The sequence below is a fragment of the Pseudomonas sp. KH_040 genome, assembly GCF_057839305.1.
The window spans coordinates 4335768-4352359 of record NZ_CM174487.1 but is presented as its reverse complement, the minus strand read 5'-3'; the positions used below and the strand labels follow the sequence as shown (position 1 = coordinate 4352359).

The following is a 16592-nucleotide window of genomic DNA, read 5'->3' as shown; positions in this document are numbered from 1 at the left end:
GAACGGGCTCTGTCAGGCAATACGGGCCTGAGAGGGTACGAAACCGCAGCGTTGAATGGTCATGTCAAATCCGTTTTTCAGAATCGCCCTACACGCTTTGGTGAAGATGTCGATTCCACATTGCGTTTTTTTGGTCGATTGCCGACTTTAGGCCGTATAAACTTGGCGCCACGCGTCGGCCAATAGATGTCTCGGCGCCACAGATCAAGAGAGTGAGTAATGGGCGCACAGTGGAAGGTTAAACACAAAGAAGCGGCAGCCAACGCCAAAGGCAAGATCTTCGGCAAATTGGTGAAGGAAATCACCATCGCTGCCCGCAACGGTGCCGATACCACCACCAACGCACACCTGCGTCTGGTGGTCGAACAGGCCAAGAAAGCCTCGATGCCAAAAGAAACCCTGGACCGCGCGATCAAGAAAGGCGCCGGTCTGCTGGGTGAAACCGTGCAATACCATCGCGTGACCTACGAAGGGTTCGCCCCGCACCAGGTGCCGCTGATCGTCGAGTGCGTGACCGACAACATCAACCGTACCGTCGCGGAAATCCGCGTGGCGTTCCGCAAGGGCCAACTGGGGGCTTCCGGCTCCGTGGCCTGGGACTTCAACCACGTCGGCATGATCGAAGCCTCGCCGGACACCCCGGACGCCGATCCGGAAATGGCCGCCATCGAAGCCGGCGCGCAGGATTTCGAGCCGGGCGAAGAGGGCGCGACGCTGTTCCTGACCGACCCTACCGATCTGGATGCGGTGCAGAAAGCACTGCCAGAGCAAGGTTTCACCGTGTTGTCGGCCAAACTCGGTTACCAGCCGAAGAACCCGGTGAGCGGTTTGAGCGACGAGCAGATGGCTGAGGTTGAAGCGTTCCTCGAAGGCCTCGACAACCATGATGACGTGCAGGACATGTTTGTTGGCCTGGCGGGCTGATCTGTTTCTCCGGTGATGGCCTCATCGCGGGCAAGCCCGCTCCCACAGGTTCAGAGGTGTCCACACATTTTGTGAGCGACTCGGACACTGTGGGAGCGGGCTTGCCCGCGATTGACTGCGCAGCAGTCAGCTTTGCCGCAGAACCGCATTAACTTCAGCAAACCCCGGCCGCGCCAGCACCTCCGCCTGACAGCAACGCCGCTCCAGCTCTTCGAGCACCGCACGCAATTCATCACTCAACCCCGAGTCGATGCGTGCCAGCAATTCCCCCAGCAAAATCCCGAACGCGCGCACTTCAATACGTTGCAACGCCCGTGTTTCTGCTGTGTCGGCAACCGCGTGGAACGACGCCCCACCAAAATCCCCGAGCAGGCAATCGCCGTGTCCATTCAACAGAATGTTGTGCCCGTAGAGATCGCCGTGGGTGATGCCTTGCCGATGCAAGTGTTCTGCCGCCGAGGCAATGCCTTTGGCAACGTTCAGCGCAACCTCGGCGCTGAACCGGCAATCATCGGCGTAAACATCTCGCGAGCAGGATGCCAGGCTTGGCAGGTCGGCGAGGTTGCGGAAAGACGGATCGATCAACTGCATCACCAAGCCTTGCTGGCCGTCGGGATGGCCATTGATGCGCCCCTCGATGCGGATCAGATTGGGATGCAGACCGGCGGTGATACAGGCATTCATTTCGTGCAGCGGTGAACCGTCGCTAGTCATTTCACCTTTGTACAGTTTCACCGCGACCGGCGTCACTGAGCCATCGTCGCGTTGCCAGCTCGCCCGGGAAATCACCCCCGAAGCGCCTTCACCCAGCCGTTGCTCCAGGCGCAGCGCTGACCAAGGGATGTGCGGCGTCGCTTCCAGCGCGGCGGCGTCTGCCTCGGTTTCCAGCGGATTACCGGCGTAGGCCAGCCACGTCAGGCTCGGCAGCGCGAGCAGCCACTGCGGCAGTTCGGTCAGGCGGTTGGCGGCAATGCGCAGCAGCTCCAGTCGATGGCAGTTGCTCAGCGAGGACGGCAGCGCTTGCAGGCGATTGCCGGACAGCATGAGTTTTTGCAGGGCCGGGCGCTCACCGAGTTCGCTTGGCAGGCTTTCGATGCAGTTGTCGGTCAGGATCAGCCAGCGCAACTGAGGCGGCAGCGCTTGAGCGGGGACGTTGACGATGCGATTGGCCCTGAAACCGATCATCGTCAGCGCCGCGCACTGGCCGAGACAGGCTGGCAGTTCGGTGAACGGGTTATCGGAGCAGAACAGCACGCGCAGGCGCGTCAGACGATGCAAGTCATCCGGCAGGCTGCTCAATTGGTTGCCGCTGAGGTTGAGGATTTCCAGGGTGTCGGCCAGGTCGAAAATCTCGCGCGGGAACTCGGTCAGTCCACAAGACAGATCCAGACGCGTAATGCCCGACAACTCGCCGGCGCGCAATTGAGCAAGGGTGTGCATGTTGGTGTTCGCTATTGTTCAGTGGAGCGACGCTGGGGCGCTGGGAATGGGCAGCATGATAACGGCAAAGCCCGGGTTTGAATTGGACAGATGGCGAAACTTCAGTAGCCCTTGGTGGGAGCGCGCCTGCTCGCGAAGGCGGAGTGTCAGAAGCTGATGTTTTGACTGATAGGGCGCTTTCGCGAGCAGGTTCGCTCCCACAGGGGAATGGCGTGCTCAGATCGTCCCGTGCACTTCTTGCAACTGCCCCAAGCGGCTGCGCGTGCGCGCCAGGTCGATGACATGGCCGTCCATGCTTTCGCGCAAGGGCAGTCGACCGAGCAGCGTCAGGTGCTTGTCCTGGTCGTACAGCACGTCGATCAGGTTGATGAAGCGCTGTTGCGCGGCGATCGAGCATTGCGCCAGTTCTGGCAGATCATCAATGATCCAGCGGTCGAAACGTCGACACAGTTCCAGGTAATCCATGACCGCCGTTGGCTGTTCACACAGATCGTTGAAGGTGAAACCGACGCGCCGCTCCTGACAAAACCGCGCCTGAAACTGCCGGGTGCCGACTGTTAGCGTGACGGTTGGTGCGTCGGCAGATGGCAAATCGAGGGCGGCGCGCTGTGCTGGCGTCGCCGGCCACACGTAATGCCCTTGGGTGAAGATCTGATGTGCAGAATGGCGCGTCTGGCTGCGGTAATCGTGCGGGCCGCCGACCTCCATCACCTGCATGCGCGTATTGATCAGTTCGATCACCGGTTTGAAGCGGGCGTGATAGAGCGGATTGGGCAGCAGGCCTTCAGGCGCGTAGTTGGAGGTGACCAGCAGCAGGATCCGCCGCTTGAACAGTGCCTTGAACAGCCGGGTGATGAGCATGGCATCGCCGATGTCATGCACATGAAACTCGTCGAAACACAGCACCCGGCAATCTTGCAGCAATTCGTCGAGGCAGACTTCGAGAGCATCGTCGTGCTCGCGATGACTGAACATGGCCTGATGCAATTGCGCGAAGAACTGATGGAAATGCAGACGCCGTTTCTGGGTGATCGGCAAGGCTTGAAAGAAACCGTCGAGCAGCCAGCTCTTGCCTCGCCCGACAGCGCCGAACAAATAGAGGCTCTGGGGTGTGCGAGCGCTTGCGCCGAGCAAAAGACTCGCCTGCTGCGCCATGCAATCGATGACGCACTGCTGGCTGTGGCTGAGGGTGTAGCCCTGACCACTGGCCTTGTGCCGAAAGTAATCGCGGATCGACTGGGCACTGGCATCATGGCCGGCACTGGCCGGAAAACCTTTGCCGAACCAGCGGCGCAACGCCGGCCAGCGCTGGATCAGTCGTGATCGTTTCGGCGGTTGGGCAGGCACTGTGGGCGTCTCCGTGTTCGTCAAGACCGGCTCCCGGGAGCGCGGCAACGTAGTGTAACCAGACGCCGACTTGGCCAGCCACCGCGACGATCCGAGAGTGGGCGGTTATTGGACAAATTTATGCGGCACGTACAGCTATTTTTAGCGACATGGCTCGACGTGTTGCCAACCTTTCGAAACATATCTCGGGCGATCCCTGGATCCAATCGACTGGCGGAATCGTCGACCATTGCTAACCTCAATCACAGAAACGACGTCGCAAGCGATCGCTGACAAGGAACGGCGCAGTGAATGTACAGGTAGTCATGGGCTTGCTGGTTGTACTCGTTGCGCCTGTTCATGCGGCGGATCTTCAAGTCGAAGTGCGCGTTGACGTGCAGCGCGGCTGCCAGTTGATCGGCCAGCAGCGTGGCGCCGGCATTGAGCAACTGGGTGTGCTCGACTTCGGCAGCACCGCACGCCTCGATGACCCCGCCGGGCCATTGGCTGCCGCATTGACCAATCAGCGCCTGCCACGGCTGGAGTGCAACCCGGACACGCCGTACCAGATGCGCGTCGATGGCGGCTTGCATGGCGGTGTCGGTGAAGTCCGCTACATGGCCGGTTCGTTCGGCAGCAAACCGATTCCGTATCGCTTGTATCAGGACGCGGCGCGCCGGGTACCGCTGGTGGTGGATGTGCCAGTCAGCGGGCGGGTGCCGGACAGTGGCACGGTAGAACTGCCGCTGTATGCGCGGATCGAGCGTCTGGCTGAGGTGCCGCAGGTCAGTCGTTATTCGGATCTGGTCAAGGTGACGGTTACCTGGTGATCGCGGTATCAAGGCAACCGCTGGACGCGGGTGCACAAGGAAGGCGTTCAATCATGAGCGCGGTGATGATTCAGCGTGAAGGAGCAGGGACGGGCGCAATGACAGGCAAACACTGGATGGTGGTGGCGGCAGGTACGCTGGCATTGCTCGCAGATGACGCGCAAGCGGCGATGAGCGGGCAGATCAATGCGCGGCTGATCCTGATTGCCGGCTGCGAAGTCACCAATACCAGCACGCCCGAGAGCCCGGTCAGTGCCCTCGGCACCCTCGATTTCGGCCTTCAGGGGCCCACCTGGAACGCACCGATCAAGGCCAGTCTCGACGGTGACAGCAGCGGTACACTCAACGTTGCCTGCAATCCTTCGGTCACCGGCTTCACCGTCACTATCGATGGCGGTACCCACGGTGACGGCAACACCCGGCGCCTGAGCAACGGCCGCCAAACCCTTCCCTATCAGCTGTTTGTCGATCCCTCCGGCGCCCGGAGCTACAGCATCGGCCAGCAACACAATTTCGCTGTCACCAGCGGTGCGCAGATACCCATTCCGGTATTTGGCTCGGTGGTGGCGAATACCCGCGCGGTGCCGGCAGGGGTCTATACCGACACCCTGACGGTGACGCTCGACTGGTAAACCCGTAGAGGACGGACACCATGCGTACGTTTGCATCAAGGATAGGTTTGTCGTTACTCGGCCTGGCGCTGGTTTCCAGTGCCAACGCCGCCACCACGGTCACCGGCCAGATCACCTCCAGCCTGATCCTGATCAGCAGTTGTCAGGTCAACGGCGCCGGCGGTTCCACCGGGCTGAACTTCGGTGCGTTGAATTTCGGCACCGCCAACAGCCTGTTCACCACCGCCACCGGGCAGGTGTTGGGCGGTGGTGGCGGGGCGCTGTCGATTCTCTGCTCCAGTGGCACCACGCCGACGGTCAAGGTGCGCGCGGGTTCCCATGACGGCATGTCGCCGGGCGGCACGCGAGCGTTGTATGACGGGGTGGCCAATTACGTGCCGTACGACTTGTACACCGATGCCGGGCACTCGCAACTGCTGGCGATCGACGGGACCATCAACCTTGCGGCCAGCACCGGTGTCGCGCAGACGGTGAACCTCTACGGTCAGGCGGTGGGCAAGGCCGGTTTGCCGGCGGGGACTTACACCGACACCGTCGCTGTTGAACTGACGTTCTGATGCCATGCGCTGCCATGGCTGCGCCGCGTTGCTCCTGCTTTGTGCGGGCAGTGCACCGCTGCCGCTGACCGCCGCGACCAGCCAGAGCTTTCAGGTCAGCGCCACGGTCACTGCCGGGTGTCTGGTGGTGGGCGGGGTATCGAATTATGGCGGGCTGAATTTCGGTTCACGTTCGGCACTGGCCACCGGCATCGTACAGGTCGCGCTGACCGGCGGGGTGCAATTGCAATGCACGCCGGGCGTAACGCTGAACATGAGCGTCGATGGCGGCCAGTACAACAGCAGCGGCCGGCATATGCAGGTCAACAGCGGCAGCGCGCGGGTGGCGTATGCACTGTTTCGTGATGCGGCTTACAGCCAGAGCCTGGGTATTGGCCAGAGTGTGGCGGTGGCTTACAGCGATGCGAACAACATCAGCCTGCCGATTTACGGTCAGGTGCAATTGCCGGGCAATCAGCCTGGGGGGACGTACAGCGACGTGTTGCAGGTGCAACTGTCGTGGTAAGGCGAAGTTGAATGGCCGACAAGGAGCAGGTTTATGGGGGCAGTTACGTCACGGCATTCGCTCGTGTGTTGCGCGATGTGCGCGGTGGCCATGTTCGGGGCAAGCAACGCACACGCTGCCAGTTCGGTGCTGATCTGGCCGATCGATCCGGTGCTGGAGGCTGATCAGCAGGCCAGTGCGCTGTGGCTGGAGAACCGCGGCAGCGAAACCGCCAATCTGCAGATCCGCGTGTTCGGCTGGAGCCAGAGTGGGTTCGCCGAGCAATACCAGAACCAGCGCGACGTGATCGGCAGCCCACCGGTGGCGAAAATCGAACCGGGGCAGAAACAATTGGTGCGTCTGACCCGGACCAAGGAAGTGCCGCCGGGGCAGGAACTGGCCTATCGAATCATCATCGACGAAATTCCCACTGCGCAACCAGCGACTACCGACGGCGGCAAAACCGCCGCCGCGATCCGCTTCCAGATGCGTTACTCGGTGCCCCTGTTTGCCTATGGCGCGGGGCTGTGGAGCAAGGAAGACAGCACCCGTGCGCGCGATCCCAAAGGTGTCGGTCTGCCGCAGTTGAGCTGGCGCACGGTGGCGGTGGACGGCAAGCCCTACGTCGAAGTGCGCAATCAGGGCGCGGTGCATGCCCGGCTGACCGACGTGGCCATCAAACAGGCCGGGCAGAGCAAGCCATTGGCCGAAGGGTTGTTGGGTTATGTGCTGCCCGGTGCGGTGATGCGCTGGCCGGCACCGACGCCGCTGACCAGTGATTCAGCGTTGCAGGTACGAGTAAATGGCGCGGCACAGGTGCAGAGCATCACGCCAGCCAAGTGAGTGAGTCGTAGCGCAGGCATCTGGCGTCGACGCAAGCGGTATCAGGAGGATTGAGTCCATTGACGGACGTAAAGCGCGTATGAGCCCAGGACGGGTTCGCCGTATTCAGCGTCCGTTGTGGCTCATCACCGGCGCGTGTTGCCTGATGTTCATTCAACCATCCGGGGCCGGCGATCTGCCGCCGCCACCCAGCGGCATGGAGGCCGTGAGTGATGCACAGTTGTTTCTGGAACTGGTGGTCAACCAGATGAATACCGGGCGCGTAGTGGCGGTGCAGCAGCGCGACGGGCGCTTGTTTGTCCCGGCGACGGCGTTGCGTGAAACCGGCATGAAGCTGCCCGACAGTCTCGGCGCCGAGGTCGATCTCGACAGTCTGGCGGGGCTGCACTCTGACTACGACAGTGTTGGTCAACGCCTGCTGCTGGACGTGCCGCCGGACTGGCTGCCGGAACAGTTCATCGGTAATCGACAAGCCTATCCGCGCACCCCGGCGCTGAGCAGTTTCGGCGCGCTGTTCAACTATGACCTGTACCTCAACGACACTGACGATGCCGGCACTTACCTGGCGGCGTGGAACGAAGTGCGGCTGTTCGACAGCTGGGGCACGTTGTCCAACACCGGTCAGTATCGGCAAACCTTATCCGGTGACTCGCTCAACACGCTGGACAACGGCTACTTGCGATACGACACCACCTGGCGTTACTCCGACGACGAGCGAATGCTTACCTATGAGGCCGGCGACGTGATCAGCGGCGCTTTGCCGTGGAGCAGTTCGGTGCGTCTGGGCGGCGTGCAGTTCTCGCGAGATTTCGCGGTGCGCCCGGATCTGGTGACCTATCCGTTGCCGCAATTTGCCGGTGAAGCAGCGGTGCCGTCCTCGGTGGATCTGTTCATCAATGGCTACAAGTCCAGCAGGGCAGACTTGCAGCCCGGGCCGTACACACTGACCAATATTCCGTTCATCAACGGCGCTGGCGAAGCTGTCGTTGTGACCACTGATGCGCTCGGTCGGCAGGTCTCGACCACGGTGCCGTTCTATGTCACCAGCACCTTGCTGCAAAAAGGCTTGAGCGACTTTTCCGTGGCCGCCGGTACGTTGCGTCGCGACTACGGTTTGAAGGATTTCAGTTACGGGCCGGGTGTCACCTCAGGCAGCCTGCGTTACGGCATCAGCGACAGTTTCACTCTGGAAAGCCATGCCGAAGCGGCCGATTCGCTGACACTGGGCGGCCTCGGCGGCAACCTGCGTCTGGGCAATTTCGGCGTACTCAACAGCGCGATGAGTCAAAGCCGCTTCGACGGCGAGGGCGGGCAGCAATTAAGCCTGGGCTATCAGTACAGCAACCAGCGTTTCAGCTTTTCTTATCAGCGGCTGCAACGTCACGCTCAATACGCCGATCTGACCGTGGTCGACAGCCCGTACATCAGTCTTAGCCGGCGTAGCGAGCAAGCGACCCTGAGCCTCAACCTAGACCGCTGGGGCAGTCTCGGCGCCGGTTATTTCGATGTGCGCGCGGCGGACGATTCGCGCACGCGGCTGCTCAACCTCAGCTGGAGCAAGCCGCTGTGGCGCAACAGCAGTTTCTACCTCTCGGCCAACCGTGAGATCGGCGACAGCAACTGGGCGGTGCAGGCGCAACTGGTGATTCCATTCGATCTGCGCGGCAGCCTGGCGATCAGCAGCGATCGCAGTAAAACCGGGCAGAGCCAGCAGCGGGTCAACTATAGCCGCGCGGTGCCGACTGAGGGCGGCGTGGGTTTCAATCTGGGCTACGCCAAGGGTGATGGTGCTGATTATCGTCAGGCCGACGTCACCTGGCGTCTGCAATCGGTGCAGTTGCAGGCCGGCGTCTACGGTACTTCCGACGCCGAAACCCGTTGGGCCGATGCCAGTGGTTCGCTGGTGTGGATGGACCGTCAGGTGTTCGCCGCCAACCGCATCGACGATGCATTTGTGGTGGTCAGTACTGAGGGTTTTGCCGACATTCCGGTGCGCTACGAAAATCAGCAGGTCGGCCAGACTGACAAGAATGGGCATCTGCTGGTGCCGTGGAGCAGTGCCTATTACCGCGGCAAGTATGAAATCGATCCACTGAATCTGCCGGCCAACGTGCGCAGCCCCAACGTCGAACAGCGCATCGCTGTGCGGCGTGGCAGCGGTTATCTGCTGGAATTTCCGCTGACCCGAGTGATTGCCGCGAGCATCGTGCTGGTCGACGCGCAGCAGCGCGAGTTGCCGCTGGGCGCGGGCGTGCTGCATGAGCAGAGCGGGACGCGGACGGTGGTCGGTTGGGATGGGCTGGTGTATCTGGAAAACCTGCAGGCGCAGAACTCGTTGCAAGTGACGCTGGCCGACGGCAAGACCTGTCAGGCGCAGTTCAGTGTCGATCTGAATCAGGATCAGGTGCCGTTGATTGGCCCGTTGGTGTGCCAATGATGTTCCGGCGATGGCTGTTATGTCTGGCACTGCTTATACCCGGGGCGGTGCAGGCCGCGTGCTCGGTGGTCAGCACCACGCCAGCGGCGTTTGGCACGCTCAGTTCGATTGCCGTGCGCACAACTTCGCAACCCAGTTCCACGTTGAATGCGGGTTTGAGTTGCACCGGTTCGCTGCTGTCCCTGCTGACCAGCAACGACCACTTCTGGGGCACCGTTTCATCGACTCAAAGTGGTCTGGTCGGGCCGACCGGCGATGTCATCAATTACACGATCTACGCCAACAACAGCACCAGCTATCCGCTGACTCGCGGCACTGCCTATGACTTTGCGCGCAACGGCATCATCGATGCTCTGGGCCTGCTCAACGGTACGACGCCGAAAACGGTGCCGCTGTATCTCGGTACCACCATTGGCAGCAACGTCGCCGCCGGGGTGTATACCGAAACCCTGAGTATTTTCTGGAACTGGAATTACTGTTCGGGCATCGGCATCGGTGCTATTTGCCTCGGGCGTGATATCGCCAACGGCACGACGTCGTTGACGGTGAACTTGACGGTGTCCAACGACTGTACGATTACCGCGCCGAACATTGCCTTCGGCAGCGCGCCGGTGGTCAGCGCGTTCACCCCGGTGACCGGACAGACGATCAATCTGGCCTGCACCAAGGGCAGTGCCTACACCGTGGGGCTGAGCGACGGGCAGAACGCGGTGAGTGTCGGTGGCCGGCGCCGGATGATTTCCGGAAGCAATTATCTGGCCTACGACATTTTCAAAAGTGCCGGCACCACGCGTTGGGGCAGTGTCGGCGCGGCACGGCGGGCGAGTACCGACGCCGAGGTCAATCCGGGAAACGGCTTGGGCACGGGCAGTCAGATCTTCAACTACAACGCGAAGATCTACACCGACCAGACCACGCCGCCGGCGGGCACGTATCTGGACAATGTGGTTTTGGACGTGGGTTTCTGAGCTGACACGATCCTTTGTAGGAGCTGTCGAGTGAAACGAGGCTGCGATCTGTTGATCTTGCCCTTAAGAACAAGATCAAAAGATCGCAGCGTGCCGCAGCTCCTGCATAGAACAGCGGTGTTTTCAGAATTGCAGTGATTGCTTGAGCTGTTGCGCCGCTGGTGTATCGACCGGGCTGACCATCGCATAGTTGTAGCCACCACCCGACCAGTATTCGGCCTGCAAGTCGCCATCACTGCGGCTTCCACGGGGCAAAAAGGTGTTTTTCGGTCCTGGCGGGCGCACGTAGAAACTCACTTTGTGGCCGTTGCCATCCTCATACATCACCATCGCTGCCGGGCCTTCGTCGGTGCTGAGCAGGCGTCCGCTGACCGGTTCAAACCCGGCCGCCTTCAGATCCGGTAAACGACTGGCCCGGTTGAAATAACGGTCGAGCCAGCGCTGCATGTCGCCATCACTGTCGACCTTGTAATCAGCCGGCAGCATGCCTTGCTGGGCTATCAGGCGATAGGCTTGCAAGGCGTCGGTCATCGGCAACATGGACGGGCGCACCAGGGTCATTTCCCGAGCCTGCCAACCACTGAATCCGCCGACGCTGACCGCGATCAGCAACACCGCTGCGCTGGCCAGATGGCGACGCGATTGACGCTGGCGGCGCTGGCGAATCATCGCCGGATCAAGCGCCGGGTTGGCCGGTTGCTGCAATGCGCCGCTGAGTGCCGCGCGCAATTGCTGGGCATCCTGTTGCCAGGCGCGAACCTGCGCCGCTTCATCCGGGTGACTGGTCAGCCAGGTCTCCAGCACACGCCGGTCGGCGTCGCTGAGCTGGTGGTCGACATAGGCGTGCAGGTCACGCTCGTTGGGAGGCAGGCTGATCATTTGAGTATCCGCAAAGAAGGGCTGCTGATTTCGCCGTCGCTGAGTTGGCGCAAGGCCTGGCGGGCGCGGGACAGGCGCGACATCACGGTGCCGATCGGGGCGCCGAGAATCTCGGCGACCTCTTTATAGGAAAGGCCTTCCACTGAGACCATCAGCAACAGGGCGCGCTGTTCGCTGGGCAGGCGATCGAAGGCTTGCAGGGTCGACTGGGCGATGACGGTGCGCTCGACCGAGGGTTCGGCATCGTCGCGGCCGGTGAAGAATTCGAGCATGCGCGCATAGCGTCGGGAGCGCCGATGGGCGTCGAGAAACTGCCGATAGAGGATCGCAAACAGCCAGGCGCGCAAGTCGCCGTCGGCGCGTTTATCGCCCCAACTCGACAGTGCCCGCTCGAGGCAAGCCTGTACCAGATCGTCGGCACTGCTGCTGTTGCGTGTCAGTGACACGGCAAAGCGGCGCAATCTGGGAATGATTTCTCTCAACTGTTCGTCGAATTCGCTCATGAAATTCTGCTAGTCACTACGCTGTGGACTAGGGAGACGCCCGTCGTTGGAGGTTATTCCACGTTCGGAAAAATAAATACCGTCGCGTGGAATAAACCCGGACGAGGCGCGTCTTGCTGATTCTTCCTACTTGTGGCCGATGGCCCTGGAGTTTTTCATGGTTGATCGTTCATCACCCGATGCTGCACCGCCCGGCGGGCCGCAGCGCCCGCCACTGAGTGCGGCGAGCCTGGTTCTGCGTCTGGGCGGCATTGCTGTGGTAGTCGCCGCAGTGGCCGGAGCATTCGCCTACGTTCACGGCAACTTTGACCCACAACGCCTGACGCCAAAAGCGTTGGTCGATGTGCTGGAGAAGAACAACGGCGTGCACCCCGGGTTTCGCCGTAACCACGCCAAAGGCGTGTGCGTGATCGGGCATTTCGAGAGCAGTGGTGAGGCACGGGCGTTTTCTACCGCGCAGGTGTTCAACGAGCCGCAGACCCCGGTAGTCGGGCGATTCGCCTTGCCAGCCGGCAATCCGTATGCACCGGACAGCAGCGTGCCGATTCGCAGTCTGGCGTTGCGATTCACCCAGGCCAACGGGCAGCAGTGGCGCACCGGGATGAACAGCATGCCGGTGTTCCCGGTCGGTACGCCTGAAGCGTTTTATCAATTGCAGCAGGCGCAGTCGCCAGATCCGGCCACCGGTAAACCGGATCCGAGCAAGGTGCCAGCGTTCTTCGCATCGCATCCGGAAGCCGTGCCGTTTCTGACGTGGGTGAAGACCGCCAAACCCTCGGCCAGTTACGCCACCGAAACCTACAACAGCGTCAACGCGTTTTATCTGGTCGACGCCAGCGGTAAAAAACAGGCCGTACGCTGGAGCATGACGCCGTTGGCGCGAGACGCTGCGGGCGCCACTGCGCCTGAGGGCGGCGATTTTCTCGAGAAGGATCTGGTGCAGCGGTTGGCGTCTGCGCCGTTGCGTTTTCAGTTGAACATCACCCTGGCCAATCCTGAGGACCCGGTGAACGATGCCAGCAAGACCTGGCCCGACGGCCGCAAAGTGTTGAACGCCGGCACACTGGTGCTGGAAAAAACCCAGCCACAACTGAGCGGCGAATGCCGTGATATCAACTACGACCCGCTGGTGCTGCCGGCCGGGATTCAAGGCTCCGACGACCCGTTGCTCGCGGCGCGTTCCGCCGGTTACGCCAATTCCTATCTGCGTCGCACCAGCGAAGTCAGCCAGTTGCCCGCTGCCAAACAGGAGGCTCGTCCATGAGCACTCAACCGACGCATTTCGCCCTGTTGGCGCGCCTGCTGCACTGGCTGATGGCAATCATGATCATCGCCATGCTGTTTATTGGTGCCGGCATGGTCACCTCGGTTTCCGAGCGGCATGAATGGTTGATCCATCTGCACAAACCGCTGGGCATTGCGATTCTGGCGCTGGTGATTGTCCGTTTGCTGGTGCGGTTCACCACGCGCCAACCGCCGCTGCCAGCGGATTTGCCAAGTTGGCAAGTGATGGCGGCGAAGGCTTCGCATCTGCTGCTGTACGCGTTGATGCTGGTGTTGCCGTTGCTGGGCTGGGCGATGATCAGTGCTTCGGGCGAACCGGTCATGCTCAGCACAACGTTGCAGTTGCCAGCCATTGTTCCGGCTGATGCGCAGTTGTTCGCGTTATTGCGCAAGGCGCACGGGTATCTGGCCTATCTGTTGTTTCTGACGGTGCTGCTGCACCTGGCGGCGGCGCTGTTTCATGGCTGGATCCGCCGCGACGAGGTGCTCGACAGTATGTTGCGCGGTCGCGACCGCGGTTAACTCGCTTGAGTGGCGCAGCGTGCCGGTGCGCCGCTTTTCAGGGTCAGCCACCAGTACGCGAGCGCCACGGCGTTGATGCCCGCGCCGAGCAGGCACACGCCGATCCATCCGGCCCACGCGTACATCGCGGTCGAGCCGATGGAGCCGAGCGCGCTGCCGATCGAGTAGAACAGCATGTAACCGGCGGTGAGACGGCTTTGCGCTTCGGGGCGCACGCTGTAGATCATGCTCTGGCTGGTGACGTGCACCGCTTGCAGACCCAGATCCAGAGTGATCACGCCGAGTAGCAATGCCCACAGCGAAGATTGGGTGAGGGCGATTGGTAGCCATGAAGCGAGCATCAGCAACAGCGAAAGACCGCTGACCCATTGTCCGAGGCCGCGATCAGCCAAGTGTCCGGCCCGTGCGGCGGCCAGCGCACCTGCGGCACCGGCCAGCCCGAACAGTCCGATTTCACTGTGTGACAAAGAAAGTGGCGGCGCGGCCAGCGGCAACACCATCGGCGTCCACAGCACCATTGCGCTGGCAAAGGTCAGCAGCGCGAGGATCGCGCGTTGACGCAGTACCGGTTCCTCTTTGAACAGACCGAATACCGAAGCAATCAGTGCGGTGTAGCCAGTCGCCGGTTGTGGGGCTTCATGCTTGGGCAGGACGCGAAACAGCAGCAGCGCCATCAACAATGTCAGCCCCGCTGACAGGAAATAAATCGCTCGCCACCCAGCCAGATCGGCCATGCCGCCGGCAACCGTGCGTGCCAGCAGAATTCCTACCACGATACCGCTGGTGACCACCCCGACCACGCGCCCGCGCTGGGCCGGGAGCGCCAGCGTGGCGGCGTAAGCCACCAGCACCTGCGTCACTACCGCGAGCAGCCCTGTCAAGGTCATGCCAAGCAGCAGCCACGCACTGTTGGGCGCCAGCGCGATCATCAACAATGCCGCTGCCGATAGCAGCGTTTGAGTGACGATCAATCGGCGCCGGTTGAGCAGATCACCGAGGGGCACCAGTAGTACCAGACCGATGCCGTAGCCGATTTGCGTCAGGGTGATGACGATGCCGATGGTCGCCGGCGACAGGGCAAACGCCTCGGCCATGGCGTCCAGCAATGGCTGTGCGTAATACACGTTGCCCACGGCCAGACCGCAGGCCACAGAGAAAAGCAAAACGGCGCTGCTTTTGAGAGGTTTCATATCCCGCATCCTTTTAGGTTTCAAAATAAAACCTTGATCACGGTATGGGTTCGGGTTTTATTTTGCAACCTGTTTGCGCGAGTGTGTGAATGGCAAAAAGCAAAAGATCGCAGACAAGCTGCGATCTTCTAAGGGACGGAGGAGGGGATCAGCGCAGGGTATCAACCATGTCAGCGATGGTGGTCAGCACATCTTTGCCCAACTGTTTTGAGCGCTTGCCCGACCAGCCGGTTGCTTTGTCGGGATGGTCGTCGTGATCCTTGAACGGCATTTCCAGGGTCAGCGACAAGCAGTCGTATTTCTGCCCGACGCTGTTGCAGGCCAGGGTCATGTTGGCTTGGCCCGGTTCGTCGCGGGTGTAGCCGTGCTTGGTCTGGAAATCTTTGGTGGTGTGTTTAAGGTGGCTGCGAAAGTGCTCTTCGAGCTTCTCGATTCGTGGCGTGTAGCCCGGATTGCCTTCGCAACCGGCGGTGAACACATGGGGGATTTCTTCATCGCCGTGTACGTCGAGGAACAGGTCGACGCCATACTTTTCCATCTGTTGTTGTACGAAAAGTACTTCGGGGCTGACGTCCTGACTGGCGTTCTGCCAAGCGCGGTTCAAGTCCTGGCCCATCGCATTGGTGCGCAGGTGACCGTGGAAGGCACCGTCCGGATTCATGTTCGGCACCAGGTACAGATCGGCACTCGCCAGCAGCTTGTTCAGCACCGGATCGTCATGTCTTTCCAGGCGTTCGATCACGCCTTCCATGAACCATTCGGCCATGTGTTCGCCCGGATGCTGCTGAGCAATGATCCAGACTTTGCGCTGGCCTTCGGCACCGGTGCCTTTGCGCAGCAGCTGAATGTCGCGACCTTCGACGCTCTTGCCGGTTGCCAGCAATTCGGTGCCGGCCTTGCTCAGTGCCTGATCGATCAACCAGTCGTGACGGCCACGGCTGTAGGGTTCGAAATACGCAAACCATGCATGGGTTTGCTCGGCTTCGAGGCAAAAGCGCAGGCTGTCACCTTCAAAACTGGTTGGAATGCGGAACCAGTTGACGTGGTCGTAGGACGCGACTGCCTGATAGCCGGTCCAGGCTTTGTTATAGGAAGATTGGCTGGCGTTGACCAGGCGGAACCAATGTTCCTGATGAACATGCAGGCCGCTGGCCTTGAAGTGGAACCACTGAAAGTGAGCGCTGCGGGTGTCCGGGCGAATGGCCAGAACCGGATTGAGCGGGTTGCTGATGTCGATGACTTGGATGTTGCCGCTGTCGAAGTTGGCGCTGATGTCGAACGAAGATTTGGCCACGGTCATAATCGATTCCTGAATATGATTTTTATGGCCGTTACTTTACACGCAGGCAGGGCTGAAACCGAGGGGAATTGCGGGGTGTGGCGGGGGGCGTCCTCCATGACGCGCAAGCAGCTTAGAGACTGTGCGATTGATTCTCAAGTGCTAATTGTCATTAGTTTGCCCCAATCTGGCCGGGCCTCGCTTGCCAAGCGATATTCTTTTGATATTATCCGCGCCATCGAATTTGCAGCACTTAAAGACTTCATTAGCCTGAAGCCATAAGCCCGAAAAACGGGCAAAAAAAGACCCGGCAAAAAGCCGGGTCAAAAACCGTGATTAGCCTGATGAGGAGATAGTCCAGAAGACCGACCTAAGGTCTCTGGTCCATCGACTGATCTCGCGACCAGCTGCATGCAATAATAATCATTATCATTTGCAAGTCAAATGTTTTTATCTGCGCGATTGGAAAATTCTTTCCCGTCCGCCCACACTCG

The 16592-nt window shown here is 60.7% G+C and carries 17 protein-coding genes; 11 read left to right on the top strand and 6 right to left on the bottom strand.

Features of this window, described 5'->3' with window-relative positions; all coding sequences use genetic code 11:
- Positions 1 to 219 precede the first annotated feature (219 nt).
- Positions 220 to 924 (top strand): YebC/PmpR family DNA-binding transcriptional regulator, encoded by a 705-nt coding sequence (locus AC3IUF_RS19320; RefSeq protein ID WP_007917279.1) that lies wholly within the window; start codon positions 220 to 222, stop codon positions 922 to 924.
- Positions 925 to 1050: 126 nt separating this feature from the next.
- Here the strand turns inward: AC3IUF_RS19320 and AC3IUF_RS19315 are convergent, their stop codons facing one another.
- Together AC3IUF_RS19315 and zapE are read right to left on the bottom strand one after the other, a co-directional pair.
- Positions 1051 to 2364: a leucine-rich repeat-containing protein kinase family protein gene (locus tag AC3IUF_RS19315; protein ID WP_489279012.1), complete on the bottom strand. Its 1314-nt coding sequence runs from the start codon at positions 2362 to 2364 to the stop codon at positions 1051 to 1053.
- Between the two features lie 216 nt (positions 2365 to 2580).
- On the bottom strand, positions 2581 to 3711 hold the full coding sequence (gene zapE / locus AC3IUF_RS19310) for a cell division protein ZapE (protein WP_489279011.1): 1131 nt from the start codon (positions 3709 to 3711) through the stop codon (positions 2581 to 2583).
- 305 nt (positions 3712 to 4016) lie between these two features.
- Here zapE and AC3IUF_RS19305 point away from each other — a divergent pair, with 305 nt between their 5' ends.
- From AC3IUF_RS19305 to AC3IUF_RS19275, 7 genes are all read left to right on the top strand, one after another.
- Positions 4017 to 4520 carry a Csu type fimbrial protein gene (locus tag AC3IUF_RS19305; protein ID WP_042704908.1) on the top strand — a complete coding sequence of 168 codons (504 nt, stop codon included), beginning with the start codon at positions 4017 to 4019 and terminating at the stop codon, positions 4518 to 4520.
- Positions 4521 to 4618: 98 nt separating this feature from the next.
- Positions 4619 to 5152, top strand: coding sequence for a Csu type fimbrial protein (locus AC3IUF_RS19300; RefSeq protein ID WP_007917274.1), 534 nt, complete (start codon positions 4619 to 4621; stop codon positions 5150 to 5152).
- Positions 5153 to 5172: 20 nt separating this feature from the next.
- Complete coding sequence (locus AC3IUF_RS19295; RefSeq protein WP_007949687.1) at positions 5173 to 5709, top strand: Csu type fimbrial protein; 537 nt, start codon at positions 5173 to 5175, stop codon at positions 5707 to 5709.
- Between the two features lie 4 nt (positions 5710 to 5713).
- The gene (locus AC3IUF_RS19290; protein WP_489279009.1) at positions 5714 to 6214 is read left to right on the top strand and encodes a Csu type fimbrial protein; all 501 of its coding nucleotides are present in this window, start codon (positions 5714 to 5716) and stop codon (positions 6212 to 6214) included.
- A gap of 33 nt (positions 6215 to 6247) precedes the next feature.
- On the top strand, positions 6248 to 7036 hold the full coding sequence (locus AC3IUF_RS19285; RefSeq protein WP_489279007.1) for a fimbrial biogenesis chaperone: 789 nt from the start codon (positions 6248 to 6250) through the stop codon (positions 7034 to 7036).
- A gap of 79 nt (positions 7037 to 7115) precedes the next feature.
- Positions 7116 to 9473, top strand: a complete 2358-nt coding sequence (locus AC3IUF_RS19280) for a fimbria/pilus outer membrane usher protein (protein WP_489279005.1) — start codon at positions 7116 to 7118, stop codon at positions 9471 to 9473.
- A complete protein-coding gene (locus AC3IUF_RS19275) occupies positions 9470 to 10441 on the top strand; it encodes a Csu type fimbrial protein (protein WP_007917267.1) in 972 nt (323 codons plus the stop codon). Before AC3IUF_RS19280 ends, AC3IUF_RS19275 begins: the two co-directional genes overlap by 4 nt.
- A gap of 123 nt (positions 10442 to 10564) precedes the next feature.
- Here the strand turns inward: AC3IUF_RS19275 and AC3IUF_RS19270 are convergent, their stop codons facing one another.
- Together AC3IUF_RS19270 and AC3IUF_RS19265 are read right to left on the bottom strand one after the other, a co-directional pair.
- Entirely contained in the window at positions 10565 to 11320 is a 756-nt protein-coding gene (locus AC3IUF_RS19270; protein WP_489279004.1) for an anti-sigma factor family protein, read from the bottom strand.
- The gene (locus AC3IUF_RS19265; protein ID WP_007917263.1) at positions 11317 to 11823 is read right to left on the bottom strand and encodes a sigma-70 family RNA polymerase sigma factor; all 507 of its coding nucleotides are present in this window, start codon (positions 11821 to 11823) and stop codon (positions 11317 to 11319) included. Before AC3IUF_RS19265 ends, AC3IUF_RS19270 begins: the two co-directional genes overlap by 4 nt.
- A gap of 157 nt (positions 11824 to 11980) precedes the next feature.
- Between AC3IUF_RS19265 and AC3IUF_RS19260 the strand changes: the two genes are divergently transcribed.
- Complete coding sequence (locus AC3IUF_RS19260; protein WP_007917260.1) at positions 11981 to 13087, top strand: catalase family peroxidase; 1107 nt, start codon at positions 11981 to 11983, stop codon at positions 13085 to 13087.
- Positions 13084 to 13629: a cytochrome b gene (locus AC3IUF_RS19255; RefSeq protein ID WP_123376225.1), complete on the top strand. Its 546-nt coding sequence runs from the start codon at positions 13084 to 13086 to the stop codon at positions 13627 to 13629. Before AC3IUF_RS19260 ends, AC3IUF_RS19255 begins: the two co-directional genes overlap by 4 nt.
- Here the strand turns inward: AC3IUF_RS19255 and AC3IUF_RS19250 are convergent.
- Both AC3IUF_RS19250 and AC3IUF_RS19245 read right to left on the bottom strand, forming a co-directional pair.
- Positions 13626 to 14819: an MFS transporter gene (locus AC3IUF_RS19250; RefSeq protein ID WP_414893846.1), complete on the bottom strand. Its 1194-nt coding sequence runs from the start codon at positions 14817 to 14819 to the stop codon at positions 13626 to 13628. The two genes, AC3IUF_RS19255 and AC3IUF_RS19250, sit on opposite strands and share 4 nt — an antisense overlap.
- 148 nt (positions 14820 to 14967) lie before the next feature.
- Positions 14968 to 16119, bottom strand: a complete 1152-nt coding sequence (locus tag AC3IUF_RS19245; protein WP_095113712.1) for a M14 family metallopeptidase — start codon at positions 16117 to 16119, stop codon at positions 14968 to 14970.
- Between the two features lie 96 nt (positions 16120 to 16215).
- Here AC3IUF_RS19245 and AC3IUF_RS19240 point away from each other — a divergent pair, with 96 nt between their 5' ends.
- Entirely contained in the window at positions 16216 to 16380 is a 165-nt protein-coding gene (locus AC3IUF_RS19240) for a hypothetical protein (RefSeq protein WP_157279732.1), read from the top strand.
- Positions 16381 to 16592 lie beyond the last annotated feature (212 nt).

Excerpts from the sequence above, each read along its gene's own strand:
- AC3IUF_RS19320 (WP_007917279.1), top strand. The coding sequence starts at position 220 with ATGGGCGCACAGTGGAAGGTTAAACACAAAGAAGCGGCAGCCAACGCC.
- AC3IUF_RS19315 (WP_489279012.1), bottom strand. The coding sequence starts at position 2,364 with ATGCACACCCTTGCTCAATTGCGCGCCGGCGAGTTGTCGGGCATTACG.
- AC3IUF_RS19305 (WP_042704908.1), top strand. The coding sequence starts at position 4,017 with ATGGGCTTGCTGGTTGTACTCGTTGCGCCTGTTCATGCGGCGGATCTT.
- AC3IUF_RS19300 (WP_007917274.1), top strand. The coding sequence starts at position 4,619 with ATGACAGGCAAACACTGGATGGTGGTGGCGGCAGGTACGCTGGCATTG.
- AC3IUF_RS19295 (WP_007949687.1), top strand. The coding sequence starts at position 5,173 with ATGCGTACGTTTGCATCAAGGATAGGTTTGTCGTTACTCGGCCTGGCG.
- AC3IUF_RS19290 (WP_489279009.1), top strand. The coding sequence starts at position 5,714 with ATGCGCTGCCATGGCTGCGCCGCGTTGCTCCTGCTTTGTGCGGGCAGT.
- AC3IUF_RS19285 (WP_489279007.1), top strand. The coding sequence starts at position 6,248 with ATGGGGGCAGTTACGTCACGGCATTCGCTCGTGTGTTGCGCGATGTGC.
- AC3IUF_RS19280 (WP_489279005.1), top strand. The coding sequence starts at position 7,116 with ATGAGCCCAGGACGGGTTCGCCGTATTCAGCGTCCGTTGTGGCTCATC.
- AC3IUF_RS19275 (WP_007917267.1), top strand. The coding sequence starts at position 9,470 with ATGATGTTCCGGCGATGGCTGTTATGTCTGGCACTGCTTATACCCGGG.
- AC3IUF_RS19270 (WP_489279004.1), bottom strand. The coding sequence starts at position 11,320 with ATGATCAGCCTGCCTCCCAACGAGCGTGACCTGCACGCCTATGTCGAC.
- AC3IUF_RS19265 (WP_007917263.1), bottom strand. The coding sequence starts at position 11,823 with ATGAGCGAATTCGACGAACAGTTGAGAGAAATCATTCCCAGATTGCGC.
- AC3IUF_RS19260 (WP_007917260.1), top strand. The coding sequence starts at position 11,981 with ATGGTTGATCGTTCATCACCCGATGCTGCACCGCCCGGCGGGCCGCAG.
- AC3IUF_RS19255 (WP_123376225.1), top strand. The coding sequence starts at position 13,084 with ATGAGCACTCAACCGACGCATTTCGCCCTGTTGGCGCGCCTGCTGCAC.
- AC3IUF_RS19250 (WP_414893846.1), bottom strand. The coding sequence starts at position 14,819 with ATGAAACCTCTCAAAAGCAGCGCCGTTTTGCTTTTCTCTGTGGCCTGC.
- AC3IUF_RS19245 (WP_095113712.1), bottom strand. The coding sequence starts at position 16,119 with ATGACCGTGGCCAAATCTTCGTTCGACATCAGCGCCAACTTCGACAGC.
- AC3IUF_RS19240 (WP_157279732.1), top strand. The coding sequence starts at position 16,216 with ATGACGCGCAAGCAGCTTAGAGACTGTGCGATTGATTCTCAAGTGCTA.